The 15060-nt window shown below is 42.3% G+C and carries 16 protein-coding genes and 1 pseudogene; 15 read left to right on the top strand and 2 right to left on the bottom strand.

What is annotated here, in order from left to right; genetic code table 11:
* Window positions 1-11: 11 nt before the first annotated feature.
* Window positions 12-533, bottom strand: coding sequence for a hypothetical protein (locus tag CCC17_RS07010; protein ID WP_092070016.1), 522 nt, complete (start codon window positions 531-533; stop codon window positions 12-14).
* Between the two features lie 195 nt (window positions 534-728).
* Between CCC17_RS07010 and CCC17_RS07005 the strand changes: the two genes are divergently transcribed.
* From CCC17_RS07005 to CCC17_RS06980, 6 genes are all read left to right on the top strand, one after another.
* On the top strand, window positions 729-1277 hold the full coding sequence (locus tag CCC17_RS07005; protein ID WP_015525131.1) for a hypothetical protein: 549 nt from the start codon (window positions 729-731) through the stop codon (window positions 1275-1277).
* Window positions 1278-1319: 42 nt separating this feature from the next.
* Window positions 1320-2561, top strand: coding sequence for a DNA polymerase Y family protein (locus tag CCC17_RS07000; RefSeq protein ID WP_059085852.1), 1242 nt, complete (start codon window positions 1320-1322; stop codon window positions 2559-2561).
* 128 nt (window positions 2562-2689) lie between these two features.
* The gene (locus tag CCC17_RS06995) at window positions 2690-3109 is read left to right on the top strand and encodes a hypothetical protein (RefSeq protein WP_021652042.1); all 420 of its coding nucleotides are present in this window, start codon (window positions 2690-2692) and stop codon (window positions 3107-3109) included.
* Between the two features lie 167 nt (window positions 3110-3276).
* On the top strand, window positions 3277-4509 hold the full coding sequence (locus CCC17_RS06990) for an MYG1 family protein (protein ID WP_287082795.1): 1233 nt from the start codon (window positions 3277-3279) through the stop codon (window positions 4507-4509).
* A 75-nt stretch (window positions 4510-4584) separates the two neighbouring features.
* The gene (locus CCC17_RS06985; protein ID WP_015525138.1) at window positions 4585-4815 is read left to right on the top strand and encodes a hypothetical protein; all 231 of its coding nucleotides are present in this window, start codon (window positions 4585-4587) and stop codon (window positions 4813-4815) included.
* Window positions 4816-4989: 174 nt separating this feature from the next.
* Window positions 4990-6744, top strand: a complete 1755-nt coding sequence (locus tag CCC17_RS06980) for an alpha-amylase family glycosyl hydrolase (RefSeq protein WP_287082794.1) — start codon at window positions 4990-4992, stop codon at window positions 6742-6744.
* A 220-nt stretch (window positions 6745-6964) separates the two neighbouring features.
* Here the strand turns inward: CCC17_RS06980 and CCC17_RS06975 are convergent, their stop codons facing one another.
* Window positions 6965-8347 (bottom strand): citrate/2-methylcitrate synthase, encoded by a 1383-nt coding sequence (locus tag CCC17_RS06975; protein ID WP_287082792.1) that lies wholly within the window; start codon window positions 8345-8347, stop codon window positions 6965-6967.
* 310 nt (window positions 8348-8657) lie between these two features.
* On the opposite strand from CCC17_RS06975, the pseudogene CCC17_RS15045 reads away from it, so the two are divergent.
* From CCC17_RS15045 to CCC17_RS06930, 9 genes and pseudogenes are all read left to right on the top strand, one after another.
* Window positions 8658-8843, top strand: a pseudogene (locus tag CCC17_RS15045) (purine permease); the annotation flags it as partial.
* Between the two features lie 10 nt (window positions 8844-8853).
* Window positions 8854-9525 (top strand): response regulator transcription factor, encoded by a 672-nt coding sequence (locus tag CCC17_RS06965; protein ID WP_015525141.1) that lies wholly within the window; start codon window positions 8854-8856, stop codon window positions 9523-9525.
* Window positions 9522-10532 (top strand): HAMP domain-containing sensor histidine kinase, encoded by a 1011-nt coding sequence (locus CCC17_RS06960; RefSeq protein WP_287082790.1) that lies wholly within the window; start codon window positions 9522-9524, stop codon window positions 10530-10532. The genes CCC17_RS06965 and CCC17_RS06960 overlap by 4 nt, the downstream gene beginning before the upstream one ends.
* 200 nt (window positions 10533-10732) lie before the next feature.
* Window positions 10733-11374, top strand: a complete 642-nt coding sequence (locus CCC17_RS06955) for a GNAT family N-acetyltransferase (protein WP_148446934.1) — start codon at window positions 10733-10735, stop codon at window positions 11372-11374.
* 23 nt (window positions 11375-11397) lie between these two features.
* Window positions 11398-12270 carry a DegV family protein gene (locus tag CCC17_RS06950; protein ID WP_092070011.1) on the top strand — a complete coding sequence of 291 codons (873 nt, stop codon included), beginning with the start codon at window positions 11398-11400 and terminating at the stop codon, window positions 12268-12270.
* Window positions 12271-12444: 174 nt separating this feature from the next.
* Complete coding sequence (locus CCC17_RS06945; protein WP_015525145.1) at window positions 12445-12792, top strand: hypothetical protein; 348 nt, start codon at window positions 12445-12447, stop codon at window positions 12790-12792.
* Window positions 12793-12796: 4 nt separating this feature from the next.
* Window positions 12797-13369 (top strand): class IV adenylate cyclase, encoded by a 573-nt coding sequence (gene cyaB / locus CCC17_RS06940; protein WP_022427276.1) that lies wholly within the window; start codon window positions 12797-12799, stop codon window positions 13367-13369.
* Between the two features lie 390 nt (window positions 13370-13759).
* Window positions 13760-14590: a rhamnulose-1-phosphate aldolase gene (rhaD, locus tag CCC17_RS06935; protein WP_287082789.1), complete on the top strand. Its 831-nt coding sequence runs from the start codon at window positions 13760-13762 to the stop codon at window positions 14588-14590.
* 159 nt (window positions 14591-14749) lie between these two features.
* Entirely contained in the window at window positions 14750-15007 is a 258-nt protein-coding gene (locus CCC17_RS06930) for a hypothetical protein (RefSeq protein ID WP_092070005.1), read from the top strand.
* Window positions 15008-15060: the final 53 nt, after the last annotated feature.

Genomic DNA, 15060 nt, shown 5'->3' with positions numbered 1-15060 from the left:
TTTTTTTACATTCAGTTAATTTCTACTATATCATCGGTGCCATCACTGCCGGTATCTTCGGTCTCACTGCTATCAAGATCCGTATCCGAAGTACCACTGTAATCATTGTCATCGACCACTTCACCTGAGCCACTGTCCGGATCTTCATAATTGCCTGCGTCTTCACCGGTTCCATCTGAAGATGTATCTGAAGTATCCGAGGTATCTGCTCCATTGGCTTCACTATCCGTATTGCCGTCGTAAGAATTATCACCTGGATCATAAGTCGGCTCTTCCGTATAGGAATCTCCGTCCCCAGTATCGTCAGAACTCTCGGGCTCACTGCTGTAGCTGTCCTCTGTATAGATTGGAAAATCCGCATCAGCAGTTCCCTCTGATGTAGAATCTGTAACAGGCTCCGCCGCATTATTATCCGGAATAGCAGTAAGATGAGAAACCGTTCCATCCTTTGGGACGACGATATAGATTCCCAGCATCACGATACATAATGCCATGGCTAATCCGGCAATCTTCATTTCTTCCATATGTTTCATCGCTGATGATCTCCCTGTCGTTTTTTTGTATTATAGCACAGAATCACTCATATTTGTAAAACAGCCATGTATTTCTTTTGTTTTTCTGTAACAGTTCCCGAAATTTATTTCGCGATCATATAGACACACTTTCTCTGGGTGTTTATAATAAATAATCATATTTATTCATAAGCTTAAAGAAAGGCGTAACATTTTATGGGCGACTGCATTACCACATACACTGGAAAACATTTTGATCCGACACATCCGGACGAAGAGCTGATCTGCATTGAGGACATTGCACACGCACTTTCTCTTCTATGCCGCGGAAATGGTCATGTAAGGACTTTTTTCTCTGTAGGGCAGCACTGCATCCTCTGTGCCAAAGAAGCCGAAGCACGTGGCTATTCCGGCCGTCTTATACTGGCGTCCCTTCTTCACGATGCCAGCGAATGTTATATGTCCGATGTTCCAAGACCATTTAAGAAAAGTCTTCCTGAGTATCGGAAACAGGAGGAAGCTCTTTTAAACATTATCTATCAGAAATATCTGGGATCCGGACTTTCTGCCATAGAAGAGCAGAAGCTGAAGGAGATCGACAATGACCTGCTCTGGTATGACCTGAAATATCTTCTGAATGAAACACCGGACACTCCAAAACCGGTTGTCCATGTTCCGATCCAATACCGGCAATACCCTTTTTCACAGGTAGAAGAGGAATATCGAAACCTTTTTGATCAGCTGTCTGCAAAAATCTGTAAATAGATATAACAGACACACTTTATACAATTGAAAGAAGAACCCTATATGGAACGATTGATTTTTCATGTTGATGTAAACAGTGCTTTTCTTTCCTGGGAAGCAGCAAAAAGAGTAAAGATGGGACTTCCGGATCTGAGAGACATCCCTTCTTGTATTGGCGGAGACCCCAGTAAACGTACCGGCATCGTTGTCGCCAAGTCCATTCCTGCAAAAAAATACGGAATCCAGACAGGAGAACCTATGGCTATGGCTTTTCGCAAATGTCCGAATCTTGTGGCCGTTCCATCTGACTTTGAATTATACGATAAATGTTCCAGAGCCTTCAAAAAAATCTGTGGGTCCTATGCACCGGTAATGGAATCCTTTTCCATTGATGAGGTTTTTCTGGATATGACCGGAACCTCCTATATTTACCCGGATCCGGTGGCAACTGCCCATGAGCTGAAGGATAAGATCCGTACAGAACTCGGCTTTACCGTAAATATCGGCATCTCCACCAATAAACTTCTTGCAAAAATGGCCTCTGATTTCGAAAAGCCAGATAAGGTGCATACTTTATTTCCGGAAGAAATCCCTGTAAAAATGTGGCCTCTTCCAGTGAGAGAGCTTCTTTTTCTTGGCAGATCCTCTGAAAAAAAACTGCAGGATGCAGGGATCAGAACCATCGGAGATCTGGCTCATGAAAAAAAAGCAAAGATACAGGCACTTCTCGGTGAAAAAGCAGGACAGCAGTTATATCAGTATGCCCGTGGCCTTGATGACTCCCCTGTGAAAGCAAAACCTGATGAAGCAAAAGGATTCAGTCTGGAAACTACATTTAACGATGATCTGGTCTCACTGGAGCAGGCACTTCCGATCCTGCTGGAACAATGCGATATTCTGGCCGCCCGCATGCGCCGCAAAAAGAAAAAATGCACCTGCATTTCTGTAACCTTCCGTACCCTGGATTTTCGAAACAAATCTCATCAGACTAAACTGCCAAATGCCACCGATATCACAGAAGAGATTTACAGAAATGCCCAAAACCTCTTTCAGGAGTCCTGGATGAGACAGCCACTCCGGCTCCTGGGAGTATCACTGACCGGTCTTACGGATGATTCCTTTGAACAGCTGTCCTTTTTTGAGGATACTCACAAGAAGGAACGCCAGCAGAAACTGGATGCAGCACTGGATTCCATCCGTCTGAAGTACGGAAACGACAAGGTTACCCGGGCCAGTATCATGAACAGCACTGCCCGGATCGGAAGGAAAGCAAAAGCACAAATGGAAAATGAAAGAGATCAGTAAAGCTTGATTAAAATTACCAGTTTTTTTCAAAAAGCTCTTGCAATTTTATTCACAATGCACTATAATTTGAAGCATATCAATAGCAATTTTATTCAAAATTATTATATGTGTCTAAGGAGGAAAACAGGATGGTTGAACTGATCGTAGGAAAGAAAGGCAAAGGAAAAACAAAAGTACTGTTAGACAAAGTAAACGGAGCTGTTAAGGATGCCAACGGCAGTATTGTTTACTTAGACAAGAGCACCAAGCACATGTATGAGCTGAACAACAAGGTCCGCCTTATCGATGTTTCCGGATTTCCGGTTAAAAATGCGGACGAATTTGTAGGATTTATCTGTGGTATCCTCTCTCAGGATCATGATCTGGAACAGGTATATCTGGACAGCTTCCTTACAACAGCCAAGCTTGAAGGAAAGGATGCAACCGAAACACTGGATCAGTTAAGTGCCATCGGTGAAACCTTCAAAGTTTCCTTTATTATCAGTATGTCTCTGGATAAAGAAGAAGTTCCGGAAGCATATCAGGATAAAATTATCTGCGCATTATAATAAAATTGAATATGAACGTCCTATTTTGTACATAAAGCATAAAAGAACGTAAATTTTTAAAGGGATCTGTCTTCAGGACGGATTCCTTTTTAACTGTAGGAAACTTTGTTTATTCTTCATTTCTGTGGTATACTGAAGAGCAGAATAAACACACAGGAGCGTTTCATATGAATCATTTACTGGAAAAAATCAAACAAAAAAATGCATCCGCATTCACCCACAGCGGGAAATTTCACGCAGACGATGTTTTTTCTGCCGCTCTGCTTTTATATCTGAATCCCGAGATCACCATCACACGTGGAAACCAGGTTCCTGAAAACTATGAAGGTCTTGTTTTTGATATTGGCAGAGGACAGTATGATCATCATCAGAAAGACAGCCGTATCCGCGATAATGGCGTCCCATATGCGGCCTTCGGCCTTCTCTGGGAGAAGCTTGGACCGGAAATCCTAGGTGAGGAGCTGGCACTAAAATTCGATGAATCCTTTGTCCAGCCTCTGGATATCAATGATAATACCGGCGAAAAAAATGAACTTGCCACACTGATCGGCAATTTTAATCCGGGATGGGATTCCAAAAGCAGTAATGACGAAGCCTTTTTCCAGGCAGTCAGTGTAGCAGGCATGATCCTGGAAAATAAGTTCGAGCGTTACCTTGGAAATGAACGTGCAGACAGACGGGTGGAAGAAGTTCTTACAGAACATGCTGCTTCCCTCGCTTCGGGCGATACCCCGGCAGAAAATACCAATATCCTTATACTTCCGGAATTTATTCCCTGCCAAAAACGCCTTTCGGAAACCAACATTGCTTTTGTGATTTTTCCGTCCAACCGAGGCGGTTACTGTATCCAGCCACAGAAAAAAGAATATTCCATGAATTACAAATGCAGTTTTCCTTCTTCCTGGCTTGGCCTGGAAGGCGAGGAGTTATCTTTGGTAACCGGTCTTAAAAGTGCAGCCTTTTGTCATAAAGGAGGATTTCTCATGACCTGCGGAACCCTTGAGGATTCTGTTCTTGCCTGCAGGAGCAGTCTTGCCGCCTTCCATGAAGAAGCTGTGATCGTAAGCCTTGGCGGAAATAAAGAAACAGACATGCTGCTTCAAAAGCTTCCGGAGCTTTCTTCTGCCAGGATCGTACATCTGCCGGTTCCCCAATTACCGGAGCTGACTCTGAACGGAATCTACGGAGAACTCTCCATGGAAAAGACAGAATGGAAAAGCTTTATAAAAGACAGGATTAAAGAAATCCTCCGCTGCAAACCGGAAGCAGTTTTTGCAGATAATGCCATGTTTTCCCTGTATCCCATCGTTCATGCTCTGCGAAAAAAACATATTCCCGTTCTTACAGCAGTAGAAAAAGACGGACAGAAGCTTCTGGTACGGATCCCATCCGGTTCTTAAAGATCTTAAACATGTAATTAATTGTATTTATAGATATATTCACATTGCGTATTTATACAGAAAGAAGGCATGTTTATGCGAGAAGAAAAATTTAAAATGGAAAGACAGGGGCTGATACAGGTGGGAGATAAAGTAAAGATCTCCGAATTTCTCTCTGCCACGAACTACAGCTATATCATTGAGCCTGCAGTAGCCATGTCCGGCTGCTACAGAAACGCAGACCGCATCAGATCCAAAGAGGGGATCATCAAAAGCATTGAGCATACGCCACGCGGCTTTATAGTTACTGCAGAATTTGACGAATAAACATATGTCCATCAGGTAAGATCCGGCAATTAGCAATATACCGGATTTTTCGCTGAAAAACTGGCTGATTTATTCTGGATTATATTATAGGAATCTGGTATTATAGAGAAGGTATTTGTGTAATTTCTCTAATTATCAGGAAATTGCAAATTTTTAGAACAGAGGTGTAATATTATGAGCTGGTACAACGAAGCAATCTTCTACCATATTTATCCACTTGGACTTACAGGCGCTCCAAAAGAAAATGATTACGGAACTCCTGTACATCGACTGAACACACTGCTGCCGTGGATCGACCACATCAAAGAGATCGGATGTACTGCCTTATATATAGGGCCGCTTTTTGAAAGTGTCGGACATGGCTATGAGACAACCGATTACAAAAAACTGGATTCCCGTCTTGGAACCAATAAAGATCTCACCAATTTTATAAAAGCCTGCCATGAAAAAGGCATCCGCGTGATCTTTGATGGTGTATTCAACCATACAGGCCGTGATTTCTTCGCTTTTAAGGATATCCAGAAAAACCGTGAGCATTCCCCTTACGTTAACTGGTACTGTAATGTAAATTTCGGCGGAAATACCGAATATAATGACGGTTTTTCCTATGAAAACTGGGGTGGATACAATCTTCTTGTAAAGCTGAACCAGCGCAATCCGGAAGTACAGAACTATATCTGTGATGTGATCCGTTTCTGGGTTTCCGAATTTGATATTGATGGAATCCGCCTGGATGCCGCTGATGTTCTGGATTTTGATTTCATGCGTATTCTACGTCATACCGCAGATGAGGTTAAGAAAGACTTCTGGCTTATGGGAGAGGTCATTCACGGAGATTACAGCCGCTGGGTAAACGGACAGACTCTTCACAGTGTAACTAACTATGCCCTTCACAAGGCACTTTACAGCGGGCATAATGACCACAACTATTTTGAAATTGCTCATACAGTAAAATATCTTCAGAATATGGGAGATCTGGACCTCTACAATTTCGTGGACAACCATGACGTAGAGCGAATTCATACCAAATTGCAGAACAAAGCACATTTTGCTCCTGTACATGTACTTCTTTATACTTTACCTGGCGTTCCAAGCATTTATTACGGCTCAGAATTTGGTATTGACGGAAAAAAAGAAAAATTTTCCGATGCCAGCTTACGTCCGGCACTTGATCTTAACGATTATGCGGATGCTGCAACAAAGAACCCATGTACTGCACTGATCGCAGCCCTCGGAAAGGTCCGCCAGGGAACTCCTGCATTAAGCTACGGTTCCTACGCAGAACTGGCTCTTACAAATCGTCAGTTTGCCTTTGCAAGAGATCTGGAAGGCATACGAGTGATCGTTACTGTGAATAATGATGACAGTGATTCAGAGATGAACCTTCCAACAGGAAGTGCTCCGGAATATGTAGGTGCCCTCACAGGTCAGAAGGTTTCCGCACAGGGCGGACGGATCCGTGTCCGTGTTGCAGCAAACAGCGGTGAGATCTGGCTTCCTGCAGGAGATATGCCGGAATATAAGCCGGTTCAGACTAATGTTCCGGAAACTGCCGCAGCAAAAGAGAACGAAAACGCTGCATCTGAGGCAGAAGAGGAGCAGGCGGCTGAAAACAACACTGTAACAGAAGCTGCCCCGGAAAAAGAAGCTTCAAACGCTGAAAATACAGATAAAGCTTCTGACAATACAGCAAACGCAGCGGATGTTCCGTCAACTCCTGAAGCAGAATCCTCCAATCCACAGGAAACGGAAACGGTCACTGCGCCAAATCCGCACAAAACACCAGAAGAAATGACAGTAGGCGAACTTCAGGCTGCTATCCTTGCAAAAATGGCAGGAAACGGACCCGTAGATGACCAGATGAAAAAGACCGTATACGACAACATCTGGCATGATTCTCTTGTAAACTGGCTGAAGAGCTTCCGATAGGAAAAGAATAATAAAGTAAGATTCCATAAAAAACAAGGCAATCCGATCATATCTTATGCGGTGAGCCTTGTTTTTTTGTGAAAACAGATATTTATTTTACATAATATATATTATGTATAGTTATGATCCTGTTTTTCTGTAATTTAGGAGAACAAAAAAACAGCAGAGATTTCCAACTTAAATAGGTCAGAAATCCCCACTGCTTTTATCATTCTGTTTATTATCTCTCATCAAAAGGTACAAAATCTGCATGATGCCCCACATACTTATAAGCAGGACGGATGATCTTATTGGCACTGATCAGCTCTTCCAGACGATGTGCACTCCAGCCAGGCATACGTGCGATGGCAAAGATCGGAGTAAAAAGTTCTTCCGGAATACCAAGCATTGAGTAAACGAAGCCACTGTAGAAGTCAACATTTGCGCAAACATTTTTGAACAGCTTTCTGTGTTCCATGACCAGTTTTCCGGCAATACCCTCAACCTTATCATAGAGCTTAAATTCATCCATCATTCCTTTTTCCTCTGCAAGAGCCTGTGCAAAACGTTTCAGGATCACTTCTCGCGGATCGGAGAGTGTATAAACTGCATGTCCCATACCATAGATCAGACCTGCATGATCAAATGCTTCTTTATTCAGTATTTTCTGTAGATATGCTGTGATCTCCTCATCACTTTCCCAGTCCTTTACATTGGCCTTCAGATCTGTAAACATGTTCTGGACCTTCAGGTTGGCACCACCATGACGCGGTCCCTTCAGTGAACCGATGGATGCAGAGGTAGAAGAGTAGCTGTCTGTTCCGGAAGATGTTACTACATGTGTGGTAAAAGTAGAGTTATTACCACCGCCGTGCTCTGCATGAAGTACAAGTGCGATATCAAGGACCTTGGCCTCAAGCTCTGTATAATTGCCGTCCGGACGAAGCATCAGAAGGATATTCTCGGCAAGTGAAAGCCCCTTCTGCGGATTGCGGATAAAAAGTGTCTCGTCTTTACGGAAATGACGGTATGCGTGATAGGAGTAAACCGCGATTTCAGGAAGCTTAGCGATCAGTTCCAGAGACTGGCGGAGTACATTCTCCACAGAAATATCTTCCGGGTTATCATCATATGTATAGAGAGCAAGTACGCAACGCTCCATAGCATTCATAATATTGGCATTGGTTCCCTTCATGACAACGTCACGGACAAAACGTCCTCCCAGATCCTCCATGTCAGAAAGAAGCTCAAGAAATCTGGAAAGCTCTTCCTTGCTGGGAAGCTTACCGAAAATCAGAAGATAGATCGTCTCCTCAAAACCAAAACGTCTGTCCTTCAGTCCGTTTACGATATCCTGCACATCGATTCCCCGGTAATACAATGCACCGTCTGCAGGAATACGTCTGCCATTGACCAGCTTATAGCCGGTAACATCGGAAATCTCAGTAAGACCTGTGAGAACACCTTTACCTGCGGAATCACGAAGTCCTCTTTTTACATCGTATTCCACATAAAGGTTGGGATCGATGTGATGATTCTCTACCAGTTCCTTTTCAAAGAATTTCATTCTACCTTTCAGCTGTTCGGAGTCCTCCAGACTCATCATTTCATGCTTTTTTTCCATAATTTTTTCCTCGTTTCCCCATTGTATATTAAAAAACACTGATACAGTTAAGATTGGTTACATCTTTGTAATCAGTGTTCGGGTATGGCATACATTTGTGTTTACCTGTTTAATAATTCTACAGTAAAAGTTTCGAAAATGCAAGAGGGTATTTCTTTTTTTCGTGTATAAATATTCATAATATGACCTAATTCATCTATTATTACATTTATTCATCAAAATCCGTCTGGTTTCCACAACGAATCTATGTTATGATTATTCCGTAATTTTTCTTATAATAGTAGTTTGTTTCACATCGGACTGCTGCCGCCTATCTCTTTCACTTGCTGTCGGAATCGGATTCACCACAGCAAGTGAGAGCGGGATCTGGGATATTTTCCCGTCGATCATATAGTCCGTTTTTGCGCAAAATGTAGTTGCTGTTGTATTTATCATATCCATTGTTTTAAGCTGTATCCTGCCTGAAAACATGGACATTGAAAAGATCAAGGAATAGGGATGTAAAAATGTTTAAAATTCTCATTGCGGAAGATGACCTGGAACTCCGCCAGCTTTTCCGGCATGTCCTCTTAAAAAACGGTTATACAGTAAAAGGGGTCTCTGACGGGCAGGAAGCGCTGGATGCCCTGGAAAAAGATTATTACGATCTGATCATTTCGGACATAATGATGCCCAACATGGATGGCTATGAACTGGTCCGCTCACTCAGAGATGCCGGAGATTCCATTCCTGTACTTATGGTCACTGCCAAAGATGCTTTTGATGATATGCGTATGGGATTTCTGTCCGGTAGCGATGATTATATGGTGAAACCGGTCAATATCAATGAACTGGTTTTGCGGGTAGGTGCACTTCTCCGCAGAGCACAGATGATCAATGAGCGGAAACAGCGAATCGGAGATACCATTCTGGAATGCGATTCCCTGACAGTATCCACCTCCTCGGAAAGTATGGTACTTCCTCAGAAAGAATTCATGCTCTTATATAAGATGGTTTCCTTTCCGGGAAAAATCTTTACCCGGCAACAGCTTATGGATGATATCTGGGGATATGATTCCGCAAGCGATGCCCACACAGTAGATGTCCACATCGGAAGGCTTCGGGAACGCTTCCGCGATAATCCGGATTTTAAGATCGTGACGATCCGTGGAGTTGGATATAAGGTGGTAAAGACATGAAAAAGAAACTCTTCATAAATTTAAGCATTCGTTTACGTTTTATCTTTATGATCATGTTGGAGCTTGTCTGTGTATCTCTGATATCCTGGCTTGTTATGGATGTACTGCATATTTCAGCTGTTCCGAACATCGTATGGATCATCCTGGCCAGCGTGACCGCAGGGGGTGTCCTTAACAACTTCCTCAGTATCCGGTATTTCGGTCCTGTACTAAAGCTGAAAAAAGCCATGCAACAGGTTGCTGAAGGCGATTTTTCCGTCCGACTGGAAACGGAAAAGCAAATGAAGGAAATCCGGGATATTTATTCTAATTTCAACCTGATGGTCCAGGAACTGGAAGCAACGGAGATTCTACAGACAGACTTTGTTTCCAATGTTTCCCACGAATTCAAAACTCCCATCAGTGCTATTGAGGGTTATACAACTCTGCTGCAGGATGATGACATGCCTATATCAGAAGAGCAGGAGCAGTACATCAGCAAAATCCTTTTTAACACCAGAAGGCTTTCCCACCTGGCAGGAAATATCCTACTGCTGTCCAAAATCGAACACCAGTCGATCCAGACCCGTCAGAACTGGTACCGTCTGGATGAGCAGATCCGACAATCCATTGTTATGATGGAACCGAAATGGTCAGAAAAAGAAATTGAATTTGATGTGGACATGATGGATGTGGAGTATCTTGGAAACGAAAATCTCATCTGTCATGTATGGGACAATCTGCTTTCCAATGCTATCAAATTCAGTCCCTGTGGTGGTACGATCTATATCCGGATGATGCCGGAAGGAGAAAAGATCCGTTTTTCCATAGAAAACGAAGGCCCCCAGATCAGTGAATACTCCATGAAACATATCTTTGACAAATTTTACCAGGGCGACAGTTCCCATAAACAGGAGGGAAACGGTCTTGGACTTGCCCTTGTAAAACAGATCCTGAACCTGTGTAAGGGAACCGTTTCCGTAGAAAATATTCCCGGAAGTGGCTGTCGTTTTACTGTTATACTGTAAAACAAATATTTTACACATATCCATAAAACCCAAAAACAGCGGACACCTTATTTTTCATGAGGTTCTTCCGTTGTTTTTTTATTTTATATAAACTTTTTCATAAACTTCAACAATTGTTGAGAAACAGTTGATGTTAAGTTGCAGATCATCTTTTAAAGTATAGGATAGTTATTTATGAAAAAATACAGGAGATATGGACTATGTTATTAAAAAAAGCACCTGCCTACCGGAAAGCAGAAAAGGAAGATTTTTCAATGATCCGGGAATTTATCCGAAGAAATTATAAAGACCGCTGGGAGTTTGAGGAAACACATACCGAAAAACGTCTGACCAGACTTTTCTTTTACACCTATATGATATACAGAGATAGCGTTACCGTGGCAACCTACCGTGATCAGGTAGTTGGGGTGCTCATTACCGGTAAAGAATCTCATGGCCATTTTGCCCCGGTTTTCCGTTTGAAAAAAGGCTATCATTTCCTGCGCCTGAAGTTTACTAAGGAAGGCCGGAAGAATCTGGAGCATTTTAACAAACTTCAGGATATGAAAAAACAATTGACTGTTTCCCCGGAGAAACCGACTCCCGGAAATATCCTCTTTCTTTATGTAAGCAAAGATTACCGCAGAAACGGAATCGGTACCGGGCTTCTCAAACAGATTTCAACAGAGAAGGATACGGATTATTCCATATATATGGACCAGCTAGATCAAAGAACCTTTATGGAAAGTCATGGTTTCGTAAAGAAAAACGAGGTTTCCCAGATGCGGGAGCTGAACAAAAAACGCTTCCGGGAAAGTGTAGCTCTTTACAAAAAAGAACCGCGTTGCGAAACACATTCATAAATTACGCAGGAGATAAATGGAAAATGAAAAAAATTGGAATCATGGCTGACAGCCACAGTGGCATTTTAAAACAAGAAGCAGAGGAACTGGATATTCATGTCCTTCCCATGCCTTTTTATCTGAATGGAGAACTGTTTCATGAAGACCTGGATTTTTCCAGAACAGGATTTTATGAGAAGCTGCGTGAAGGAGCAGATGTTTCAACTTCACAGCCTTCCCCACAGGAAGTTATGGAAATGTGGGACGAAATGCTTTTATCTTATGATCAGATCCTCTACATTCCGTTGAGCAGTAGTTTAAGCGGTTCCTGCATGACTGCTGCCGCCTTGTCTCAGGAACCCAAATACGAAAACAAAGTGTTTGTGGTAGACAACGGGCGTGTTTCCACACCCCTTCACCGTTCCATTCTGGATGCGATAGACCTGGTGGAAGATGGATATACAGCACCGCAGATCAAGGATATTCTGGAAGCATCCCGTGAAAAAACCGTGATCTATGTCGGATTAAGCACACTGGAATATCTGAAAAAGGGAGGCCGTATCAATACCACCACAGCACTGGCCGCAAATCTTCTCAATATCAAACCGGTTATGAAATTTGGAACCGGTAAACTGGATGTTTTCCAGAAATGCAGAGGCATGAAAAAATCAAGAAAAGCCATGATCGATGCTATGCACAGAGAATTGGAAACAACTTTCAAAAAAGAATATGATGCCGGAAAAGTATATCTCATGGCTGCCTCCAGCAGCACTGCGGAAGTTACCGCAGACTGGATCTCACAGATCCGGGAAAGCTTTCCGGGAATGGATGTGATGTGTGATGATCTTTCCCTTGGACTTTCCTGCCATATTGGCCCGGACGGACTGGGAATCGGATGTTCCTGCATGCCTTTATAAAAAACGTCTCAATATTTTCTGCAAATAATCCAGGGTTGTGGTATGATATTGTTATCAATACATAACAGGCAGATTTTATCTGTTATTATAGCACTTCCAACCATTCATGTTCTGCACAGCTGAACTTGATGCAGTAATTTCTGGGAGTGCTGTGATCAGAAGGGAGAAATTATCATGGCAAAAACAATTAAAGAATTAACACAGGATCTTCTTCAGGCACCATCTGCATGCAAAGAAGTAAAAGAAGCGGCACAGAATTATCTGGATGCGGCAGGAACTGAGAAAGAAGCAGATGCGGCAACTGCTTACGTAAAAGAGCTGGAAGCAGATATCATGCCCATCGACGGACTGATCTCTTTTGCAGGTTCTGACATGGGCGCACAGGTATTTGGCGCAGATGACGCAAAAAAGATCCTGGCTCATGCTGAAGAGATCAAAGCTTCCGGTGCAAAATATTGTGACTGCCCAGCATGTGCAGCCTGCGAAGCACTTCTGAACAAAAAAGCAGAAATTCTGAAGTAATCACATGGCCCAGTTTGAAATTGAGATCAAGCTTCCATTAAAGAATCTTAAGGAAACCCTGAAATTTCTGACAGATCAGGGATTTCAGGAGACAGCACAGATTCAGGAAGAAGATACCTATTTTAACAGTGTCTATCACGATGTAAAAAAACGTGATGAAGCACTGCGTATCCGAACAAGCACAGACTGCAGATCCGGTATTTCTAAGACTCAGATTAATTTTAAGGGGCCCAAACTGGATAAAATCTCCATGTCCCGAATGGAACTGGAAACAGAAGTATCCGATGCAGAAGTGCTTAAAAATATTCTCATCCATCTGGATTTTTCTCCGGTAGCGTCTGTCATGAAAATGCGAAAGTATATGAAATGTGGCAGATTTACCGCCTGTCTGGATCAGGTAGAGGGACTTGGAGACTTTCTGGAGCTTGAGGTGATCGCAGAGCAGGAAAGTGAGCGGAAAGAAATTTTATCCAAAATGGAAGATCTGCTTGCCATATTGGGATATCACATGTCGGACACTGTACAGACTTCTTATCTCAGTATGCTTCCGAAAAAATTAAATAAAAATCTTTTTTAAACCAGCAGGAATATTTTCGTGTGAGTATCAAAGGTACAGAATACGGAAATGTTCCTGTTTTTTCTTTTCTTACAATTCTTCGGCGTTCCAAGTTTATCTACCATACTATAAATCCCACATCACAAAGCAACACCAAACCACATTCAATGTACATGTCATTACTATTGACCAATTGTGTTTTTTGTTGTTTTGTGTTTATTTTCATGTGGTTTATTGAATGTTTACAAGATTTTTCGCATTTTATATGTGGATTTATTGATATTTTTTCAAAAAAGCCCTTTACAAATCCACACAATCGGGCATATAATGAAGTCATAAACAACAAGAAAACATATTAAAGCAATCGCAAACACAACAACAAACCACATTTAAACACGGAGGGAATATATTATGAAAATTCTTGAATCTAAATTCGTACAGGGCTTTATCAAAATGGCAGACGATGGATATCAGCAGGGATGGCACGAGAGAAACGGTGGAAACTTAAGCTATCGTCTGAAAGCAGAAGAAGTAGAGATGATCCGTCCACGACTGAACGCACCTGGAGAATGGACCCCCATCGGTGTTGAGGTTCCGGGACTGGCAGGCGAATTTTTTCTGGTAACAGGAAGCGGTAAATATTTCCGTAATATCATCGTTGACCCGGAAGTATGTCTTGCGATCATCGAGCTTGACGAAACAGGAACCAACTACCGTGTCCGCTGGGGTCTTGTGGAAGGCGGTCGTCCCACCAGTGAGCTTCCAACTCATCTGATGAACCATGAAGTAAAGAAAAAACTTACCAACGGAAGACATCGTGTTATTTATCATGCACATACTACCAATACCATTGCACTTACCTTTGTTCTTCCCCTTGATGACAAAGTATTTACCCGTGAACTCTGGGAATCTGCAACAGAGTGTCCGGTAGTATTTCCGGATGGTGTGGGAGTTATCGGATGGATGGTTCCAGGCGGAAGAGATATTGCTGTCAAAACCGCTGAACTGATGAAAAAATATGATGTGGTTATCTGGGCGCATCATGGTATGTTCTGCTCAGGCGAGGATTTCGACCTGACCTTCGGACTTCTTCATACCGTTGAAAAATCCGCAGAGATCCTGGTTAAGATCTTATCCATGGCTCCACAGAAGCTGCAGACTATCACACCGAATAACTTCCGCGCCCTTGCAAAAGATTTCAAAGTAACTTTGCCGGAAGAATTCCTTTACGAGAAAAAATAAATTCTTCGGCTACACAGTTTTATATTATATAATTGTACTCCTATCTGAAACTTTAGCAGAAACAACCAAATATTTGCTGATTTTTGCCGATAAATCTGGTATGATAAAAACATATCTGGTTTATCAGCAAATTAATATCAGAAAGGATATGGATAAGGTATGGAAGAATTATATAAAGCGATCGAAGAGAAGATCAAGGCAAGCGGATACCCGCGAAAGATTTCCGGAGAGGAAGTTTACGACGACATCTGCGATCAGATCGATGGGAAAGAGAATGGAAGCTATGTGCTGCTTTCCAAATTTGATGATGATGTGATCTTTGAATATCATATCTCAATTATGGACAGTGAATTTAATCTGGGTGTTCTTACCATGCGTACTCCGGAAGGTGTATTCGAGACAGATTTTGATAAATAAGTTAAGTACGGATTTTGATTTTGGGTCATGGATATAATACAGATGTCCATAAT

This window comes from Blautia sp. LMAG:36 (assembly GCF_008680535.1).
GTDB classification, from domain to species: Bacteria; Bacillota; Clostridia; order Lachnospirales; family Lachnospiraceae; genus Blautia_A; species Blautia_A fusiformis.
Note: the sequence above shows the minus strand (reverse complement) of the source record. Positions and strands in the feature narration are given on the sequence as shown.

Excerpts from the sequence above, each read along its gene's own strand:
- CCC17_RS07010 (WP_092070016.1), bottom strand. The coding sequence starts at position 533 with ATGAAACATATGGAAGAAATGAAGATTGCCGGATTAGCCATGGCATTA.
- CCC17_RS07005 (WP_015525131.1), top strand. The coding sequence starts at position 729 with ATGGGCGACTGCATTACCACATACACTGGAAAACATTTTGATCCGACA.
- CCC17_RS07000 (WP_059085852.1), top strand. The coding sequence starts at position 1,320 with ATGGAACGATTGATTTTTCATGTTGATGTAAACAGTGCTTTTCTTTCC.
- CCC17_RS06995 (WP_021652042.1), top strand. The coding sequence starts at position 2,690 with ATGGTTGAACTGATCGTAGGAAAGAAAGGCAAAGGAAAAACAAAAGTA.
- CCC17_RS06990 (WP_287082795.1), top strand. The coding sequence starts at position 3,277 with ATGAATCATTTACTGGAAAAAATCAAACAAAAAAATGCATCCGCATTC.
- CCC17_RS06985 (WP_015525138.1), top strand. The coding sequence starts at position 4,585 with ATGCGAGAAGAAAAATTTAAAATGGAAAGACAGGGGCTGATACAGGTG.
- CCC17_RS06980 (WP_287082794.1), top strand. The coding sequence starts at position 4,990 with ATGAGCTGGTACAACGAAGCAATCTTCTACCATATTTATCCACTTGGA.
- CCC17_RS06975 (WP_287082792.1), bottom strand. The coding sequence starts at position 8,347 with ATGGAAAAAAAGCATGAAATGATGAGTCTGGAGGACTCCGAACAGCTG.
- CCC17_RS06965 (WP_015525141.1), top strand. The coding sequence starts at position 8,854 with ATGTTTAAAATTCTCATTGCGGAAGATGACCTGGAACTCCGCCAGCTT.
- CCC17_RS06960 (WP_287082790.1), top strand. The coding sequence starts at position 9,522 with ATGAAAAAGAAACTCTTCATAAATTTAAGCATTCGTTTACGTTTTATC.
- CCC17_RS06955 (WP_148446934.1), top strand. The coding sequence starts at position 10,733 with ATGTTATTAAAAAAAGCACCTGCCTACCGGAAAGCAGAAAAGGAAGAT.
- CCC17_RS06950 (WP_092070011.1), top strand. The coding sequence starts at position 11,398 with ATGAAAAAAATTGGAATCATGGCTGACAGCCACAGTGGCATTTTAAAA.
- CCC17_RS06945 (WP_015525145.1), top strand. The coding sequence starts at position 12,445 with ATGGCAAAAACAATTAAAGAATTAACACAGGATCTTCTTCAGGCACCA.
- cyaB (WP_022427276.1), top strand. The coding sequence starts at position 12,797 with ATGGCCCAGTTTGAAATTGAGATCAAGCTTCCATTAAAGAATCTTAAG.
- rhaD (WP_287082789.1), top strand. The coding sequence starts at position 13,760 with ATGAAAATTCTTGAATCTAAATTCGTACAGGGCTTTATCAAAATGGCA.
- CCC17_RS06930 (WP_092070005.1), top strand. The coding sequence starts at position 14,750 with ATGGAAGAATTATATAAAGCGATCGAAGAGAAGATCAAGGCAAGCGGA.